Annotated in this window: 13 protein-coding genes, 1 tRNA gene and 1 pseudogene; 10 read left to right on the top strand and 5 right to left on the bottom strand. The window is 63.2% G+C overall.

Features of this window, described 5'->3' with window-relative positions:
• Positions 1-32: 32 nt before the first annotated feature.
• From QMX81_RS06445 to QMX81_RS06430, 4 genes are all read left to right on the top strand, one after another.
• Positions 33-107: transfer RNA gene (locus tag QMX81_RS06445), tRNA-Val, on the top strand.
• Between the two features lie 215 nt (positions 108-322).
• A complete protein-coding gene (locus QMX81_RS06440; RefSeq protein WP_282259794.1) occupies positions 323-1,333 on the top strand; it encodes a tetratricopeptide repeat protein in 1,011 nt (336 codons plus the stop codon).
• An 812-nt stretch (positions 1,334-2,145) separates the two neighbouring features.
• Positions 2,146-3,309, top strand: a complete 1,164-nt coding sequence (locus tag QMX81_RS06435; protein ID WP_282259792.1) for a nucleotidyltransferase — start codon at positions 2,146-2,148, stop codon at positions 3,307-3,309.
• Between the two features lie 777 nt (positions 3,310-4,086).
• The gene (locus tag QMX81_RS06430) at positions 4,087-5,196 is read left to right on the top strand and encodes an SAVED domain-containing protein (protein WP_282259790.1); all 1,110 of its coding nucleotides are present in this window, start codon (positions 4,087-4,089) and stop codon (positions 5,194-5,196) included.
• A gap of 379 nt (positions 5,197-5,575) precedes the next feature.
• Here the strand turns inward: QMX81_RS06430 and QMX81_RS06425 are convergent, their stop codons facing one another.
• Together QMX81_RS06425 and QMX81_RS06420 are read right to left on the bottom strand one after the other, a co-directional pair.
• A complete protein-coding gene (locus QMX81_RS06425) occupies positions 5,576-7,267 on the bottom strand; it encodes a hypothetical protein (RefSeq protein WP_282259788.1) in 1,692 nt (563 codons plus the stop codon).
• 279 nt (positions 7,268-7,546) lie between these two features.
• Positions 7,547-7,732, bottom strand: a pseudogene (locus QMX81_RS06420) (hypothetical protein); the annotation flags it as partial.
• Positions 7,733-7,913: 181 nt separating this feature from the next.
• Between QMX81_RS06420 and QMX81_RS06415 the strand changes: the two are divergent.
• The gene (locus QMX81_RS06415; protein ID WP_282259786.1) at positions 7,914-8,825 is read left to right on the top strand and encodes a type II CAAX endopeptidase family protein; all 912 of its coding nucleotides are present in this window, start codon (positions 7,914-7,916) and stop codon (positions 8,823-8,825) included.
• A gap of 677 nt (positions 8,826-9,502) precedes the next feature.
• On the opposite strand, the gene QMX81_RS06410 is transcribed toward QMX81_RS06415, so the two are convergent.
• Positions 9,503-10,204 carry a LytTR family DNA-binding domain-containing protein gene (locus QMX81_RS06410; RefSeq protein WP_282259784.1) on the bottom strand — a complete coding sequence of 234 codons (702 nt, stop codon included), beginning with the start codon at positions 10,202-10,204 and terminating at the stop codon, positions 9,503-9,505.
• Entirely contained in the window at positions 10,192-11,901 is a 1,710-nt protein-coding gene (locus QMX81_RS06405) for a sensor histidine kinase (protein ID WP_282259783.1), read from the bottom strand. The genes QMX81_RS06410 and QMX81_RS06405 overlap by 13 nt, the downstream gene beginning before the upstream one ends.
• Positions 11,902-12,060: 159 nt before the next feature.
• Between QMX81_RS06405 and QMX81_RS06400 the strand changes: the two genes are divergently transcribed.
• The 5 genes from QMX81_RS06400 to QMX81_RS06380 all read left to right on the top strand — a co-directional run bounded on the left by QMX81_RS06400 (position 12,061) and on the right by QMX81_RS06380 (position 16,835).
• Complete coding sequence (locus tag QMX81_RS06400; protein WP_282259781.1) at positions 12,061-13,575, top strand: alpha/beta fold hydrolase; 1,515 nt, start codon at positions 12,061-12,063, stop codon at positions 13,573-13,575.
• A 96-nt stretch (positions 13,576-13,671) separates the two neighbouring features.
• Positions 13,672-13,968, top strand: a complete 297-nt coding sequence (locus tag QMX81_RS06395; RefSeq protein ID WP_226956720.1) for a hypothetical protein — start codon at positions 13,672-13,674, stop codon at positions 13,966-13,968.
• Positions 13,969-14,090: 122 nt separating this feature from the next.
• Positions 14,091-14,474 (top strand): YbjQ family protein, encoded by a 384-nt coding sequence (locus QMX81_RS06390; RefSeq protein WP_121043079.1) that lies wholly within the window; start codon positions 14,091-14,093, stop codon positions 14,472-14,474.
• Between the two features lie 86 nt (positions 14,475-14,560).
• A complete protein-coding gene (locus QMX81_RS06385) occupies positions 14,561-15,439 on the top strand; it encodes an SDR family NAD(P)-dependent oxidoreductase (protein WP_121043081.1) in 879 nt (292 codons plus the stop codon).
• A gap of 13 nt (positions 15,440-15,452) precedes the next feature.
• Entirely contained in the window at positions 15,453-16,835 is a 1,383-nt protein-coding gene (locus QMX81_RS06380) for an energy transducer TonB (RefSeq protein WP_282259776.1), read from the top strand.
• Positions 16,836-16,871: 36 nt separating this feature from the next.
• Here QMX81_RS06380 and QMX81_RS06375 read toward each other — a convergent pair whose 3' ends face one another.
• Positions 16,872-17,684 (bottom strand): sugar phosphate isomerase/epimerase family protein, encoded by an 813-nt coding sequence (locus QMX81_RS06375; RefSeq protein WP_282259775.1) that lies wholly within the window; start codon positions 17,682-17,684, stop codon positions 16,872-16,874.
• Positions 17,685-17,757: the final 73 nt, after the last annotated feature.

Raw genomic sequence — 17,757 nt, 5'->3', positions numbered from 1 at the left:
TGCCGCCCTATAATGAGCGGCTCAGCAGCATCGGGCGGTTAGCTCAGCGGTAGAGCATTGCCTTCACACGGCAAGGGTCACAAGTTCGAACCTTGTACCGCCCACCATGATTCAGTCGAAAAAGCCTCCGGAAACGGGGGCTTTTTTGTTGGCGTGCGGTTAGCCATTCCAGGCTTGAGCAGGGCGACTTGGCGGACGAAATGGGCGACCCCACTATCCTCCGCATGGGAGGGACAATTACGCCGCATCGAAATCGGACGGGGGCATTGAATAAATGCCTGGGCGCGTCGTCGCACCATCGAATGACGAATGGAGAATGTTCATGGAAGGACCGATTGGAACCCTGGCTCGGGTAGTGATGTGGGTCGGCCTGGCTGCCTTCGTCTGCAGTGCGCAGGCGTCTGGCGCTGACAAGCCGCCTTTGTTTGAGGAAGTGCAGGCAGCGGCCAAGGCGGGTAGCGCTGAAGCCGAGAATGACCTGGGTTACAGGTTTCTTCAGGGCGCTGGAGTCGCCAAAGACGAGGTGCAGGCGGCGATCTGGTATCGCAAAGCGGCAGAGCAGGGCTATGCGCCGGCCCAATCCGCGCTCGGTGGACTGTATCTACACGGAGTTGGCGTGCCGCCAGACGCGATGCAGGCCAGCGACTGGATACGCAAGGCGGCGGAGCAGGGCGACGCACTGGCACAGTCCGATCTTGGAATGATGTATCTCAAGGGAATTGCCGTCCCACAGGATGATGTCCAGGCCATCCTCTGGCTCCGCAAGGCGGCTGAGCAGGGTTCACCCGCAGGGCAATACAACCTTGCCAGTCTGTATCAAAGAGGAGGTGCCGGCCTCGCTGAAGATGACGCTGAGGCCATACGCTGGTACGGCAAGGCAGCTGTGCAGGCCGCCTCGCAGCTGGGCGTCAGGCAGTCCCGCCAGAAGCTCTGCGAGTATCGCGGCGAAAACAGCGTGTGGTGTGCCGAGGTCGATACGCCCGGGGCTTTCGGTCCCGTGGACGACTTGGTGGCGGCGGCCGAGGGCGGCGACGCAAAAGCGCAGAGCGCACTCGGTGACATGTATCAGCGGGGCCTCGGTGTGCAGAAGGACGTGACTCAATCGGCCGACTGGTACCGCAAGGCGGCAGCGTCGGGGTACGCCCCGGCGCAGGCCATGCTGGGATACATGTACTACGAGGGGATCGGCGTGACCAAGGACATTGATGCGGGTCTATCTCTGTACTGCAAAGCTGCTGCACAGGGAAACTCACGGGCGCGGGCAAATCTCGAGATCATGCAGATTTACGGGCAATTCGATCTGAAGGAATGTTCCGTTCGTCTTGCGCGATGAGCATTGAATGCTCAAGCTTTCTAGAGTTAATTTGATGGTTGAAGCTTCCGCTTCCAAGCTGGGTCACGGCGGTTATGTGCTTAGGTAATCTTTAGGGGTGCCGGCGAGGTGATTCCCTGTGTGGATCTGTCCGCTACTGGCCGGAAGCGGACATAGAGCTGAGCAATGGATGAGTGATGTTTCGCCAGTGGCAGGGGGTGGACGCTTTCGACCAAAAGCAGAGATCCTTACCGCAGGCTTTGCGAAGCAGCGCATACGGCAAGTGCGCACGCGGACTTGGGACAGTCTGACCTACTCAGTACCGGGACAAGACCAGCCGGCGCCACCCCGCTGTAGTTGATGCCCATTACTGGACCGTTGCCCGGAGGAGCCTGCCCCATGGGTGCCCAAGACCTCAAGGCCCAGAGATTTCAGGGGCCCAAGGTCCTGAGGTTCTAGAGCCCTAAGTGCGAAGGTCTGAGAGACCCCGCCGGCCTTCAACGGCGGGCCAATAGACCCCAAGGACCCCAAGGGACTCAAGCGGACTATGCCTACCCCGGGCCATACCGGGTCCTTCCGTAAGGGCGCCTTTAGGTCTCAACTTCCTGGTCGATTCGGGGCGATTTACGAATTGTCCTCTAGGTTCTCAGCCTGTGAGACAACAAACCCACATTATGCCCTTGTGAAAGTGAGACGTAGCCCTCACTTCTGAACCTAGACTTAGGGGCGGGCTGAACCCACCGTCGCGCGGTCCGCCGTAATAAAGCGATGTGGCTAAAGGGAAGTTGCTCATTTATGTGCAACGCCGCATGACTCAATCAAGGGAGTGTTCTATGGATAGCTTGGCACCGAAGTCGCGGTTGGAAGTGCTGTTGAAGGACATTGATTTGCCCGAAGGCGCCTATAAACGAGCGGAGGGTCGATACCACGACCTCGCAAGCTGGATTTCTAGGGATGGCTCTACTCTCGCATCCTATGACGCGCACATCTTCGTCCAAGGCTCGTTTGCTCTGGGGACGGCAATCAGGCCTGTCAATCCTGAAGAGGAATACGACCTGGACTTCAGTTGCAAGCTGCGTAAAGGCATATCCCGAGAGTCGCACTCACAGGCCGACCTTAAGGAGATGATTCGCTTCGAGTTGGAGGGTTATCGGAAATCAAGGGGAATTCAAAGCCCGCTCGAATCGAAGCATCGCTGCTGGCGCCTGAGCTACCAAGATGAGCTCGCCTTCCATATGGATGTCGTCCCAGGTCTCCGCGCAGATGACAAGCGCCGCTCTGTGCTTACCGAGCGCATGGTGCACGCTGGCGTGAACCGGTCCTTGGCTGAAGAAGTCGCGCGTCGAGCTCTCTGGATCACTGACGATCAGCGTGACAGCTTCAAGGAGCTGACGGAAGACTGGCCATCAAGTAACCCCGGCGGCTATCAGAAATGGTTCACCTCCCGCATGGAGCCTACAGGCTTCCGCGCATTGGCTGAGGCACGGGTCGATCCAGTCCCGGTGTATCGCGCTCGTCAGCCTTTGCAGCAGACGGTGCAGCTACTAAAGCGTCACCGGGACGTGATGTTTGCAGAGCAACCGGACTTGAAGCCGGCGTCCATTCTAATAACCACGATCGCGGGATTGGCTTGCGTGCCAGGAGAGCCTCTTGACGCGACGTTGGGTCGGGCTCTTCAGGGGCTGAAAGAAGTGCGTGATCGCCAAGCTACGCAGATTCTCAATCCGATCAACCCGCACGAGGATTTTGCAGATCGATGGATGGGTCCTAACTGCCCACTTCGACGCAACTTCTACCAATGGATTGACTCGGCGCTGATCGCGTTCGCCGCTTGGCGGACAATCAATGTTCCCCAGCGGCTCATTGAGGTTGCCAAGGATGACTTCGAGGTATCTCTTGGCGCAGACGCGGCACGGGCCCTCTCCGGGGGCGTGACGCGGGCTCCGACTGCGCGTCAGGTTGCGATTGATGCGCCGCCGGCGCCTTGGTGCGGATAACGGGGATGAATTTCGCCGAGACGGAGATCGGCAGGTTGCTCGACGCATTCCCGCGACTGCGTCGGCGTCCCGTCCATCAGCCAGGGATTGCTCTTGTTGAAGGGTTTATTTCTTTCGAGGCGTCACCACCTGGAAAGCCTACGATCATCGACGAGTATCGAGTTCGTATCGAAGTTCCGCTGCTCTCGTCGTCGGAACCGCCCAAAGCTTACGAACTGGGTGGACGGATTCCGCGTGCCGCAGATAGCCATGTGAATCCTGGTGGTGATCTATGCTTAGGTTCTCCCCTTAGAGTGCTGGCCGTTCTGGGCTTCAGGCCGACTTTGATCGCATTCGTCGAGAAGTGTCTTGTGCCATTCCTATACGCCGCGTCATGGCGAGAGCAAGGCTTGCCAGGATTCCCGTTCGATGAACTTGCACATGGCGCTGCGGGACTTGTCGACGACTATGAGCGAATCTTTTCGATCAGGGGCCCGGAACGCGTTGCTTACGCTTTGCTTCTGCTTGCAAAGCGGAAGCGAGTAGCCAACAAAATGCTCTGCCCATGCGGCTGCGGGCTTCGGTTGGCAAAGTGCAAGATCCATGCTTCATTGGTGGTCTTTAGACGCCTTGCGCCAAGATCCTTCTATCGACGTCAATCGCGGGTTGTATTTCAAGCAGGCAGTCCGCCGAAGAATCTCTCTAGGCGAGCAGCTCAGTCCCCACTAAAGGTGCGATCGGTCCGTACGCAACATCCGTTGTTGCTTGGTCTGGCGAACTGACTATCTTGAGGCTTCAATGAGCTGGAGTTCAAAGCTACAGGACTGGATATCCCTCTTGGTTCACTGGATCACCCGTCGTCGCCACCCAAGCAGGTTCATGCTGCATGCGGGTGTAGGTATGGTCGCGGCGAGCTTGGCCGGAGGTTGGACTTTTGGTGTGCGTGGCTCCGCCGGCGCCCTTCACTTGGCGGGCTTCGCCTCGACCAGCGATGGTCTTCCAAAATCTCTGCTGGTGGTTGTGCTGTTTTTTGGCTTGTTATTGGCCTTGACGGGCGCCGGCGTACTACTGTTCGACTGGAAATCCTTCAGAAATGCCGCGGAACGTAGCGCGGTCGTCGTAGTGGAGTTTAGAGGCCTCATCGATACCTCAGACAGTTCGCTCCTGAAATCTGTACCTCGTGGTCTTATCGGCCAGAGGCTGGATGCGCTCATTGATGTTCGGGAGCTGGCAGTGGCAGGTGCGATCAAGCAGGCTATGCAAAAGGTCGTCGCGATGCCGGACCTGATTAGGCTCCTTCGCGGATCCCGCGCGAAATCCGATGTACAAGTGGTGGTCGGAGGAGTGCTGCATGTGCCACTCCTTTTCCTGGCCGGTACCATGCTCGACGACGAAGGCAGGGTTCTACCATTCGACTGGGATCGAGTATCAGAAGTCTGGAAGGCGCTCGATGAGCCTGATGATGGTGAGCGTTTTACACTGTCTGGAATGGATGAGTTGCCGAGCGGAACGCCCCGCGTAGTGCTCGCTATTTCCGCGTCCTACCGGAGCGACGCCTTCGCCATCAAAGATTCTTTTGGCGATGTGCCTGTGGTGTCGCTGTCGCTGGCAAATCCACTGCCCGGTACGCTCTGGTCGGGTGCAAAACAGGATGCACTGGCAGCGCAGTTTACGGCTGCAGTTGCAACTCTTGGCAACAAGGGGGTCAAAAGGATCTCGTTGGTTTTGGCCGCGTCTAGTACTCTGGCGCTTCGAATGGGGCGTGCCTACGATCGCAGGAATATGCCGGAGATCGCCTGCTATCAATACGAACGTAAACCTACGCCAGCATATCCTTGGTCGGTTCTGATTGGACCAAGCGATGTGGAACTCATCCCCACCACGTCAGAAGATGTGACCTCCCGATAGGCTGCAGCGCGGGCAAAGTGAGCTAAGAGGCGCGAGTCGCTGCCATCCATAGATTTGCAAGATATCTACTAAATCTGTCTAGGCCAGCTGTACGCGGAGAGTCGCCTCTACTCCGGCACCCCATTGCTTAGTGAGAGCAAGAGGAGCTCGAAATCTCACGGTCTTTGTACTGGCTGACTTGAACGATGAAATCGGCGTCAAACGTGGAATTCTCGGATCTCTACGTTTCGTTTGGCCTTCGGATCGAATAGTCCCATTGCTGTCCAGCAATTCGTCTAGGGCAAGCCGCTTCGCGGCACGTCTTAACTTTGGCGTTGCGAATGTCGGCTTCTGGGCGGGAGCCGACACTCACTTCAGGAAGCTTGCCTTGGTGCGAGCGCTATTCCCCCGCACCAGCTAACAGGCTGTCCCAGATACGTCCGTCACGTTGCGCTTCAGTGGTGACGTTGATCACCGCCTGTTCGCCCAGACGATCACGCAACTGCTGCAGATACAGGCTGCGAGGTGTCACCACCTGGCCCATCGATTGCACGATCCCCGCAGGCTCTTCAGGCGGGAATTTCCCCGCTGCAGTAGCGCCCACCTGGCCCACGCTCCAGTTCATCGCGAAGGGCGGCGCCTGGACGACGTAGATGTCGTGCTCGGTGTTCCAGAACATCTGCTGCGCGCCCGCCCACCCGTGCCCCGTTCCGCTGTACCGGCGGTTCTGTGCCCGCAGCATGTATCCCTTGGTGTTGTCATACAGCGTGCCGCTGGACCAGCGATGATGTGGACCACTGTCATTGCTGTCACCTACGGCGAGGCAGTCCAGAAACACATTGGGACCGGGTACCCGTGCGCCGATGACGAAGGTATGCCTGCCGCCCTGGTTGTAGCAGCGCTGGATCAGATTGAAGGCGGCGTTACCCTCGTAAAGGAACACATAGCGGCGGGCGCCTTGTGTTTCGCCATACCTGGGGTCGAGATAGGCAATGTCCTGCAGGGTATTGAACTGCGCGCCGTTGCGGGTCACGAAGCCATGCGACACATAACGCACGGTCACGTCGCGAACCCATGAGTCGTAGATTGCACCCAAGCGGAGTGCGGTAAAGGGACCGGAATCGGCGGTGCCGTTGACCGTACCGGTCTCGGGGTTACCCTCAAGGCGGAGGTCTTCGATGCCGACCTGCGAGATACGGATGGGATCCGTGCGATAGACGCTGCCGCCACCGAAGCGCGTCGCGATGGCATCCATGATCGGGGCATCCAGGCTGATCGTGTCGTGGTCTACAGCAGTGACGACGCGTTCGCTGTACACAGCGTAGTCGCTGGGCGTCCATCGGTATCGTGCGGTATCGATGCCCTCGGGGCCGACCCAGCGGGCATTGGGTTCCCTTGCGATCGACACCGTATCGCCCACCCGATAGCCGGCTGCGGACTGCACCGTGATCCGCATCGCCCCCACCGGCACGTAGTCCATGGTGATGGCGGTCCGGCGTGGGTCCAGAGCGGCGCGGGGAACCGCGGATTCGCTGCTGCCCACTTCAAGAATCCTGCCCTGCCGATCGCTGACTTGGGAGCGGATCACCGTGCCGTCGGCACCTCGACCTTCACCGCGCAACACCACGCCGCTGGCCCGGATGGTCAGCGTCTTGCTCAACCTATAACCGCCGCGCCGTAGCAGGACTACGCCGCGTAGGCCCCGGCTGTCCTGGACACGCACGGCGACCGCGTCGATGGCGGCCTGGATGCGGGGATAGTCGTCACCCTCCGCGTTTGGCTCAAGGACCTCAATAACAGGCATGCTGGAGCGGATGGGCAGGCTGACACCGCCGCCCTGGTAGCCGGCGCGGGAGAAGTCCGGGACGATGTTGCGCGCGTGATCGCTACCGCGTTCGGAGTACAAGGCATAGCGCAGCAGGCCGTTGCTACCCAGTGCTACCAAGGGGGCGTCTTCGGCATTGTTGATGGGGTGGATGAAGGCGCTGGTCTCGGAAGCAGGCTCCGCCGCTGATAAGCTAGAAAACGGACAGACCGGCAACGCCACGAGCGTCAGCGCTGCGACTCGGCGAAACGCCGGGAGGAAAGGCATGCGGGCGACGTCCTTCCAGGGAGGAGTAGCTTGCAATGTTAGCAACTGCTTGCAACGATGCAGTCCGTGCTGAAGAGTCAGGCTGGTCTGCTTTTCCGGCCGATCGCGGACTTTTCGGACAACAGAAAGGCGCCAATTGCTGGCAGTGTCCGCTCCTGGCCGAAAGTGGACGTTCGGCGAGGGCGGAGGCGCCGACCGCTGGTGATGTCCGCTTTCGACGGCGGTTTCAACTGGTCAATGCAACAGCTCGTTGATATCGCTCGATCGGTGTCTGGAAGTCCCGCGCGACTGGATGAAGAGCGTGCGATAGATCGTCTCGTGTGAGACCTGGCAGCTCGGATCGTCCGGGTAAGTCCGCTTGAGCCAGCCAGTCTCGGCGAGAACCCCTCGCACGGACGAGTGATGCCGATCGAACAGCCTCGCCATCTGGTGCAACGACTCGCCCTGCCGCCAGCGGTCCCACATCAGGGCCTTGTGGCTGTCGAACCGCCACCCAAAGCGGACACCACGGGCGCCGACTCAGCGCTATTTCGTCGGCGATCCGGGTGATTCATCGGCGGCTTCTGTGGCTTGGTCGCAAACGGGTAGCCACGCCCCCGCGCGGATGGCAACTTGCAGCGGCGATCACGTCGACCTGGAGCCCCGCATGACCCCCGTTGTCCTGTATTCGCCCGATCCGGCCCGCGGCTGGCTGCCCTGGGCCTGGCTGACGCCGATCCTGATGATCCTGTTCAACGCGGTACCGGTGATCGCGCTGGACGGGTGGATGCAGTCGCAGCATTGGTCGACGCCGGGCGGTGATCCGATCGGCCTCGCTGGCTTGCATGCGCTGCTGTGGATCGGCTTCGCGCCGACGCTGGCGGCCGTGCTCGCCTGGGTACGCTTCGTCGAAGGGCGCTCGCTGGCGAGTATCGGGCTGACCGGTCCGGCGCCGCTGAAAACCTTTCTGCGCGGAATGGCCGTTGGATTCGGCACGATCGCGCTGGTCGTAGTCGCGATCTGGATGGCTGGCGGCATGCAGGCGGCGGGCGTGGGGCAGGCCTGGCGGTCGCCCGTCAGTCTGCTGCACATCGGCCTGCTGCTAGTGAGTTTCATGTTCCAGGCGAGCGTGGAGGAAGTCATCTTCCGCGGCTGGATGCTGTCGGTGGTGGCGCGCAAGACCAATGTTGCGGTGGCAGTGCTGCTGGTGTCGCTCGTTTTCTGCTTCCTGCATTTCAGTCCGCACCAGCCGCCCTTGGTCATGCTCGGCACGTTCCTGTTCTCGCTGTTCGCCTGCGCCTGGGCGCTGCGGAGCGGCAATATCTGGGGCGTGATGGGCTGGCACGCGGGGTGGAACTGGTTGCTCGCAACCGGCTTCGAACTGCCCGTCACCGGCATGGATCCGCACTTGCCGGCGCTGCTGGTGGCGCTGCGCCCGCAAGGCCTCGACACCCTGACCGGTGGCGCGCAAGGGCCGGAAGGCAGTTACCTGTGCAGCGTCTTCTTCGTCGCCGCGATCGCGTGGATCCAGTGGCGAAAGACGCGCGGAGCTCAGAACTTCTCGCCGACCAGCAGGTAACGCCACTGCCCGGGCGGCATCGCCCCGTCCGGGCCCTTGCCGATCGGATGCGGGTTCGCGCCGTACCGGCGGCGACCAAGCAATGGAGCGTCTGCTAGCGCTCAGGGCACTCGGTGGTGCCTGAGCGTGGTAGCCGTGGGAATCTCCGTCTTGAGGGAGTACAAGCATGCCACTTAACCTCCGCGGCCGCATTCGACCCAGAGCGAACGTTCGCCCCTTGTTCGCGTAGGCTCCGTACTCGTTTCTTCAGCAGTTCGACCTGCACGGAGATATCCCTTGTGCGCAACGTCCATGTAGGCGGAAAAGTTGGCGTCATCTGAGTAATTGCAGTCCTTGCACTCGTGGTCTGGTATCTCAAGGGGCTTGAGCAAACCTCCGAGTTTTCGGCGGCGCGCAGGGCGTACGTGCAAGCTCATCCGGAAGCAGCGGGTGCTCACTTTGCAATTCGCTACTGATGCGGATTCCGCTCCAGATATTTAGCGAACCAGAGGCGGCTCAGGTTCGGCATGCGAGTGCCACTACCGGCTGGAACCGAGACTGCCTTTGCTGAAGTGTCAACAAAGAGTGATCTGGCTTCCTCGATAAAGTTCGACTAGGCCCACCTTCGACTTACGTTTCGCGACGACCGCTCCTGGCCGAGAGCGGACGTCGGTCCTGCAGCGGTCTTCTCGAAGCGCTTATATCGACCCAAGCTTCCCGCGCACGTCCTCAACAAACGCCCGCCCCACCGGCACCTCAGTCCCATCATTCAGCACCAACCAGTAACGGCTCCCCGAAGCCGCATGCAACGTCCGCACGTGCGTCAAATTGACCAGATACGACCGATGGCAACGCACAAAGTCCGGCGGTAGCAAGGCAGTAAGACTCGCCAGCGATTTGTCATGCAGCTCACTCCGCCCATCGCGCATACGTACTTCGCTGTAGTCCCCATCAGCACGAATCCAAAGCACATTGGCGAGCTCCACCATCGCCGTCCCCTGCGCATGCCAGATGCCCAGGTAACGCGCCGCGCCAGATCGATACCGCCCAACATCCAGCAGCCGCTCCAGCGCCTGCCCCAGCCGTTCGCGTGAGAAAGGCTTCGGCACGAAATCCAGCACCCCATGCTCAAACGCCTGCAGCGCCCGCTCCCGATGCGCGGAGACCACCACGCAGTGGTATCGGCCAGCGACCACGCGCTTCAGCAGGTCGAAGCCATCCTCGCCCCCCAGATTCAAATCCAGCAGCAGGCCGTCATACACGCTGCGCTGCAGCCGGTCACCGGCGGCATCCAGGTCGGCCACGGCATCGAATCGGGCGCGGCTGCCGGCCAGTTCGGTGCACATCCGCAGCAGCCGCTGGCGGACCAGCAGTTCGTCCTCGACGATCAGGATGCGCATGTCAGCTCCATGCGGCCGTACCAGTCGTTGCCATCGGGACCTTGTTCAAAGCGCCAATTCTCGGGGCAGGTGGCGGCCAGGCTGGCCTCGATGTAGCGGTTGCCCGTGCCTTGCCCGCGATGCGGGGCGGTCCCACGGGCGCTGCGCAGCTCCAGTATCCAACGGTCGCCGTCGCGTTGGATACGCAGGCGGAACGGATGCTCGGCACACGCGACGGCCCCCGCATGCGTGAGCGCATTCTCGACCTGCGCATGCAGCACGCCGGGCGGCAGCCACAGGCCGTTGTGTTCGCCCTCGACCTCAAAGCCGATGTGGCGATCCAGTGCGAGCCCGACGATGTCCAGGTGGTTGCGGCACAGCGCCAGCTCTTCCTCCAGCGGCACGCTGGGGCGGGTGCTGCTCTCGCGCAGGCGGTCGAACTGCTCGGCCAGGGATTCGACCATGCGGCTGGCGCGCATCGGTGCCTGTTCGATCAGTTCCTGCAGGCCGGTGAGGGTGTTCATCAGCCAATGCGGCTGGATGCCCCGCTGCAGCAGCTGCAGCGAGAGACGGGCGCGCTCTCCGCGCAGCTGCGCGTTGTGGTGGTCCAGCATCCGCAGCTGGGCGGCGTGGCGGATCAGCAGGAAGCCCATCAGCACGGCCAGGAACAGGAAGTAGGGGCCGTCGAGGAAAATCCCGCCAGCGAGCGGCACGGCGAGTGCACCGGCCACCACCAAGGTCAGGATCGGCCAGCGCTCGTCGGGCTCGCCGCGGGCGCGCAGCAGCACGTAGGTGGAGGTCAGCAGGCTGAGCAGCAGCAGTGCGGCACCGCGGCCGTCGAAGCTGGGCACGAAGGCGGCCAGCGCCAGCAGGGTGGCGAGATAGGCGATGCGGGCTGTCTTCGGCACCGCGACGCCGAAACGACGCGCCAGGTAAGCCGGCAGCAGGATCGCCGCGGCGAGGTGCAGCAGAAGCAGCATGAGCAGTCGTGGGCCGTGCCACGGATAGGCATAGCCGACCAGCGGACGCCATGCTTCGACGACGGGCAACGCAAGGCCGACGACACCCAATGCGAGCAGCAGGCGCGCACCCGCTACCCGTGGCCGGCCGCGCTGTGCAGCGAGGAAGTAGAGGCAGGCGGCACCCAGCGCCCCCGTGGCAAGCGCGGCGATCAACCACGGTCCAAGGTTGAGGCTGTAGATCGAGGCGGCCGGCCCGACCGCAACGAAGGCATCCGCGCCCCGCAGTTTGAACCACTGATGATGGCTGGAGGCGAGCAGCACCAGCGTATCGGTGCTGCTGGAGGAAGAGGGCGGGAGCACACGGATGATGTCCACCTGTCCCGGCTGCTCTTCGTCCGCGTTGCGGCCGACGGTGCCATTGGCGGCCAACGGCTGGCCATTCCAGAAGGGCTGGCTGGCGGCGCGCACCGAGATGCGCAGTGCACGGTCGGCCGCATGGTGTGCTGGCTGCGCAGGCAGGCGCCAGCGCAGCCAGTAGGGGCCGCGCCACTGCACCAGTTCGCGCTGGTTGGCCGGTTGCCACGCCAGTGTCGTTGGCGGAGCGGTGGGCAGTGCGCCGTCAGCGCCCAGCGTGACGGGTGCCATCTCCTGGGCTTCGTAGTAGCGCACGCCCGGTGGAGGCGCGACCAACAGCAGCCACGCGGCGACCGCGATGAGCAGGACGGCGAGGGCGGTCAGGGTGCGTGGGATCTGCATGGGCCCATCGTATCGGTTGCACGGAGTCACTGGACCCCCGCCTGGAGCTGTTCGGCGGACGGGCCGTCCTCGGCTGCCGTGGGGAAGGTGATGCTCGCGGCGTGGTGCATGCGCCCTCACTCGGCGCGCGATTCCCTTACCTCCCACCCGGAGTCCGTCATGTCCAACGTCCCGATGTCCCTGTTCCGTTCTCCTGCTCCCGGCCTGTGCCTGGGGGTCACGCGGTGGGCAGCGCTCTGCCTGACCCTGGTCGGTGCACCCGTGCTGGCAGCCGATGCGCCGGCGCCGTTGGTGTTCACCCCGTATGCGTTCGAGACACAGAAGCACGGCACGATCGCGGCCGAGGCGGGCTATCTGGAGGTGCCGCGCCGGCATGCCGATCCGAACGGACCGCGCATGCGCCTGCGGGTGGTGCGCCTGCCGGCGACCGGTGGCGATGGCCGCGCCGCACCGGTGGTCTATCTGGCCGGTGGCCCGGGGGGCTCGGGGATCGGGACCGGGCGCGGACCGCGCTGGCCGGTGTTCGATCAGGTCCGGCGCGATACCGACGTGCTGCTGCTCGATCAGCGCGGGGCGGGCGAGTCCGAGCCGCCGCCGGCGTGCCCGCATGAGCACACCTTCGACGACGCACTGCCGCTGCAGCACGATGCGGCGCTCGCCGCGCTGCGTGACGTCGCCGCCCGCTGCGTGGCGTACTGGCGGGAGGCGGGCGTGGACCTGGGGGCCTACACCACCGCCGAGAGTGCCGGCGATCTGGAGGACCTGCGGCGCGCGTTGAAGGTGCCGAAGATCAGCCTGTGGGGCATGAGCTACGGCACCCATCTGGCGCTGGCCACGGTGCGCCTGCACGGCGCCGGTCTGGACCGCGTGGTGCTGATGGGGACGGAAGGGCCCGATGACACCTTGAAGCTGCCGCTGTCGGCCGATGCGTTGCTGGCGGAGTTGAGCGTGCTGGCCAAGGGGGCGGGATTCGATGATCTGACCGGCTCGGCCACGCGCGTGCTGGCAGCACTGCGCGAGCAGCCGCGTCAGGGCCGCAGTGTCATGCACGGTGGCAAGCCGGTGATGATCGGCGCGTATGACGCGCAGTTGGCGATCAGCGCCTGTCTCGGGCGCCGCATGACCCAGCAATGGCTGCCGCTGATCCTGCGCGATGCCGAGAACGGCGACTACGATCTGCTGGCGGCGATGGTCCTGCTGCTGCGCAGTGAGTACGGCAGCTACGGCGCGATGTCGCTGGCGATGGATGTGGCCTCGGGCCAGACTGCGCAGCGCCGCGCACTGGCCGAGGCGCAATCACGCGAGAGCCTGTTTGGCGATGCGCTGAACTTCCCGTTCCCGGCGCTCGGGGATGGGCTGGGGCTGGTCGATCTTGGCGATGCTTTCAGGGGGCCACTGCGCAGCAACGTGCCGGTACTGTTCATCAGTGGCACGCTGGATGGGCGCACGCCGCCAGCCAACGCCGAGGCGCTGCGGCCGGGGTTCAGCGATAGCCGCACCTTGCGGGTGCGCGGGGCCAGCCACGACAACGAGCTGTGGCTCGGGACCCCTGCCATCGCCGCAGGCATCACGGACTTCCTGGCGGGTCGGCCGGTGGGTGATGCGGAGCTGGACGTGGGGGCGCCGGTGTTTGCCAGGAGCAAGAGCGATCTGGTGGATCCGCGGGGGCGCTGAGGGCTGCCGGAAGTGCGACTGTGTGCAGGCGCTGTGGACCGACCGAGGTGTATGGTTTCGGCTGGCCCGGCGCTTGCGCCAACACAGGAGGACGCGATGACCGACCCAACGGTGACTTCCGTGCACGGCACGCCCGATGATTATGGCGACACGCTGTACCGGGTGTATTTCGAAGTCGGGGAATCGGAGGACATCGCCCGCGATGCGATCACCACGTTCCTCGTTCAACGCGCCAGAGACAATCCTGCCTTCGACTTCGACGCCTCGCTCCTGCACGCGCGTCCGCACGGCTACGAAGTGGACCTGCCGATGCAGCTGATTCCCGAGGTGGTGCGGGCGCTGGCCGAGCAGAATGTGGCGGTGTACCAGGTGGTCCGGCTCGGCGGGGTATAGGGGCGCCGCTGGGGCATCACGTGGCATCACATCCGTGCTCGCCTTGGCGCTATCCTTCCGCCAGCGCCAGCCGCACCCTGCGTGCTGGCCGGATCGATACTCTCAACCTGGATAAGGCAGCAATGGCAGATCCTTACAACAGCGGTGGCCGCGCAGGCCCGGCAACCCGGCTCGACGATGCGATGGTGACCACGGCGATGGAGCTGCCCGGCTTCCGCGTGGTGCGCAGCCTGGGCGTGGTGCGCGGCATCACCGTGCGTTCGCGTTCCATCGTGGGCAACTTCCTCGGCGGGCTGCAGACCATCTTCGGCGGCAACATCACCATCTACACGCAGCTGTGCGAGCAGGCGCGCGAAGAGACCTACCGGGACATGTCCAACCATGCGCGGCTGCTGGGCGCCAACGCGATCATCGCGATGCGCTATGACGCTACCGATGTGATGACCGGCCTGACTGAAGTGCTTTGCTACGGCACGGCGGTGATCGTCGAGCCCACGCACGTCTGAGCATCGCGCGCGCGATACGCCCTGAGTATCGCAGCAAGCTCTCATCGGTATTGGCATCCGCGCTGACCAGGGCGGATGCTGTCCGCATGACGATCAACGACACACTTTCTTTCGTCGGGCAGGTGGCCCTGGTCACCGGTGCCGCGGGTGGGCTCGGCTTCGCTTACAGCCGATTGCTGGCGCAGCGCGGCGCACACGTGGTGATGCAGGACGTGGGCGCCACGCCGGACGGCACCGGCCGCGATCCGCAGCGGATCGATCACGCTGTAGCGCGTCTGCGTGCAGAGGGGCTCCCTGTCGAGGCCAGCCACCATGACATTGTTACCCGCACTGCGGCTGCCGCACGGGTCGCTGACATTCTGCAGCGACACGGCCGTCTGGATGTGATCCTGCACAATGCTGGCTGGGTCGAGTATCAGCAGACCGATGCGGTGGATGAGGATCGTTTCGACCACATGATGGCGGTCGCGGCCAAGGCGCCGCTGTGGCTGGCGCAGGCGGCATGGCCGGCCATGCAGGCGCAGGGCCATGGCCGCATCGTGCTGACCACCTCCGACCGCGCGCTGTATCCGCAGTACGTGCAGCACGGGCTGGCGGCGTACGCGGCGGCGAAGTCGGCCGCGGTTGGGATCGTCAACGTGCTGGCGGCCGAGGGTGCGGCGCATGGCATCGTGGTCAATGCGGTGTCGCCGGTCGCCAAGACCCGCATGTGGGGCATAGAGGGCGAGCCGGATGAGCTTCATCCAGAAAACGTAGCACCAGGCGTCGTGTTCCTGGCCTCGCGCGCCTGCAGCGAAGGCGGTTGGATCCTGCGTGCGAGCAACGGCCAGTTCCATGCCACGCGGCTGACCGAGGCCGAGGGTGTGCACTATCCGCGTGATCTGCGGGCGGTGCCGGCCGGCAGTGTGGAGGAGGTCGCCGCGCAGTGGCCGGCTATCGCGAAGGCGGCTGTAGAGCCACGCTGAAGGCTGCGCATGTATGGCGCGACCAACGGGGATCACCTCGATCGCCAGCGTGGTTGGGCTGCCGATGGAGATAGTCTCCGTCTACAATCCCCGCATTCACTACATCGAGGGAACGATGGACATCAGGAAATGGATCATAGGTCTTGGCTTTGCTCCATTGATAGCATCATGTTCATGGATGGGACCGTCTTCCCCTACGGTCGATAGAATCACTGAGGCGCGCCGTAACAGCCCTATCGAGGTGAAATTCAGGGGTGTTGGGCCAATCGGTAATGACCTGCTTGAGGTCGTGCAGGTCAGGCCCGTCAGTATCACGGAGGTGCCCTTCCCGGAACGCAAGCGGTATCGGGTTCAAGGCCGGACAGTACTGGCCTTGCGCGCTGGCGGCGCTGCATCTTATGAGTTTCTCCAGCAGCGTGCCGCAGAAGAGGAGGGCGCACGTACGACACTGGCGGAGCACTATCGTCAGTTGGAAGGAAAGATTGGATTACGCTTTGCCAAGGATCGGATGGAGTCTTGGAAGGCGGGTGAGCAGGAGACCTTCAAGGACGACTTCGTCATCGAATGGTGCAAAGGGGCCTGGCGTCATATCGACACTGATTGCGGTTCAAGGCCCGTCGAGGTCATTTCGATGGATCGCTTGCAAAGGATGCAGCGTTCATTCGAAGAGCGCCTTGCCTCCGAGGAAGTCCACAAGGAAATCGAGCAGCGGCGCCTTGAACAGTCTGAGATGGAGCGTCGGCTGCAGAACGCGGCTGAGCTTGACGCACGCAAGGTCGCTATCCGCGCGGACCTGGCTGAACTGCAGCGCTGCACAGGGCACGATGGTCGCGCGTACAGCATGGAGTGCTTCCGCCCGATTCAGTCCTCGCTGTCCAAGCATGTCTCCAACTGCTCCAGGTCTGCATCGTTCGCACGTTCGGATGATCCCGAGGACTTCCTATGCAGTGAGGTCAGCAGTAACTACACCTTGATCGATGACTTCAGAAGACGTGATGGTAGTGGTCGCCCTGGCGCCAAGCTCGAGTGTCTGGAGAAAGATTGCTTCGCTGAGATTTCCGATGACACCAAGATCGGAGACCAGAATGTGAGGGTATTTAGGGCCACCATCGGCATGAGTGGGCCGGTGCTGGTGGGCGTGGATGTCTCCGCTGAGGGCGTCGCAGGTGCGGTGCAGCTTATGCAGTCCAGCGGTTTAGTTGAGCTGGACAACTGGGTCACTGCGCGCGCTCAGAGGTGGCACTACCATCCCGCAACGGAGGGCCACGCAATGAGGGATGGGCAGGCAAAGGTCGTTGTTTCCTTCGAGGTAGTCGCCGAGGATCCCACCTATGGATCGCTGGCCCGCGTGACTTCAGTCAGCAACTGGGCCGGCGCTGAGGATGGCCAGCAGTAACGCTCCGCCGACTGATGGGCTGCCACAAGGTAGCTATCAATCCGCCAGCACGGCCTCCAACGCGGCCATCGCCTCACGCGCCACGTCACGGGGATCGCGTGCCTTCAGCGCATCGTTGAACACCTCCAGCCCGATCGGCCCGCTGTAACCCATCGCGGCCAGCGCATCGATCAGCGTCTCCAGCGGCCAGAGGCCATCGCCCGGCAGGCAGCGGTGATGGCGCGCCTGCGTGGTGACCTGGCCGGGCAGTGGCTGGGTCAGCACATCCGACAGCTGCACCAGCGCGATGCGCTCCACCGGCACGTCGCGCAGATCGTCGGCGGTGCGCCCGGCGGCGAACAGGTGGAAGGCATCGACCACGATGTCCATGTTCGGCGCGCCGACCTGCTCGATCTGCTGCCACGCCGAGGGCAGGGTCGAATGCAGGCGACTCCACGCCATGCCTTCGTAGGCGATGCGCAGGCCACGTTCGGCGGCACGCGCGCACAGCCAGCGCAGATCATCGGTGACGCGGTCGGGCACGTAGTCGGTCGCTGTGCAGGCGGGCACCAGCACGGTGCCTGCGCCCAGGTCCTTGGCCAGCGCGAGCAGTGACATCGCCTCTGCACGCTTGCCCTCGCGGGTGGCGGCCGAAGCGCCGTCGAAATCCAGCAGCACCTGCACATCGGTGAGCTGAAGGCCGGTGCGCGCAAGGATGGCGTGGACCTCGGCTACCGACGAAGACGCTACATCCTCGCGCCACAGCTCGACCTGTGCGAACCCAGCGGCTGCGGCGGCATCGAGTTTCTCGGTGGTGCTGCCGCCGAGCAGGACGGTGTTGAGGAAGCGCGGGCCGGGCAATGAGGACATCGAGGGGTACACCTTGCAGCGAATCAAACGTCGCCGCCGATGCTAGTGGCTACCGCATCGCCGCTATGTGCAG

The sequence above is a fragment of the Stenotrophomonas sp. PS02301 genome (assembly GCF_029959485.1).
Classification (GTDB): Bacteria; Pseudomonadota; Gammaproteobacteria; order Xanthomonadales; family Xanthomonadaceae; genus Stenotrophomonas; species Stenotrophomonas maltophilia_Z.
Note: the sequence above shows the minus strand (reverse complement) of the source record. Positions and strands in the feature narration are given on the sequence as shown.

Excerpts from the sequence above, each read along its gene's own strand:
- QMX81_RS06440 (WP_282259794.1), top strand. The coding sequence starts at position 323 with ATGGAAGGACCGATTGGAACCCTGGCTCGGGTAGTGATGTGGGTCGGC.
- QMX81_RS06435 (WP_282259792.1), top strand. The coding sequence starts at position 2,146 with ATGGATAGCTTGGCACCGAAGTCGCGGTTGGAAGTGCTGTTGAAGGAC.
- QMX81_RS06430 (WP_282259790.1), top strand. The coding sequence starts at position 4,087 with ATGAGCTGGAGTTCAAAGCTACAGGACTGGATATCCCTCTTGGTTCAC.
- QMX81_RS06425 (WP_282259788.1), bottom strand. The coding sequence starts at position 7,267 with ATGCCTTTCCTCCCGGCGTTTCGCCGAGTCGCAGCGCTGACGCTCGTG.
- QMX81_RS06415 (WP_282259786.1), top strand. The coding sequence starts at position 7,914 with ATGACCCCCGTTGTCCTGTATTCGCCCGATCCGGCCCGCGGCTGGCTG.
- QMX81_RS06410 (WP_282259784.1), bottom strand. The coding sequence starts at position 10,204 with ATGCGCATCCTGATCGTCGAGGACGAACTGCTGGTCCGCCAGCGGCTG.
- QMX81_RS06405 (WP_282259783.1), bottom strand. The coding sequence starts at position 11,901 with ATGCAGATCCCACGCACCCTGACCGCCCTCGCCGTCCTGCTCATCGCG.
- QMX81_RS06400 (WP_282259781.1), top strand. The coding sequence starts at position 12,061 with ATGTCCAACGTCCCGATGTCCCTGTTCCGTTCTCCTGCTCCCGGCCTG.
- QMX81_RS06395 (WP_226956720.1), top strand. The coding sequence starts at position 13,672 with ATGACCGACCCAACGGTGACTTCCGTGCACGGCACGCCCGATGATTAT.
- QMX81_RS06390 (WP_121043079.1), top strand. The coding sequence starts at position 14,091 with ATGGCAGATCCTTACAACAGCGGTGGCCGCGCAGGCCCGGCAACCCGG.
- QMX81_RS06385 (WP_121043081.1), top strand. The coding sequence starts at position 14,561 with ATGACGATCAACGACACACTTTCTTTCGTCGGGCAGGTGGCCCTGGTC.
- QMX81_RS06380 (WP_282259776.1), top strand. The coding sequence starts at position 15,453 with ATGGCGCGACCAACGGGGATCACCTCGATCGCCAGCGTGGTTGGGCTG.
- QMX81_RS06375 (WP_282259775.1), bottom strand. The coding sequence starts at position 17,684 with ATGTCCTCATTGCCCGGCCCGCGCTTCCTCAACACCGTCCTGCTCGGC.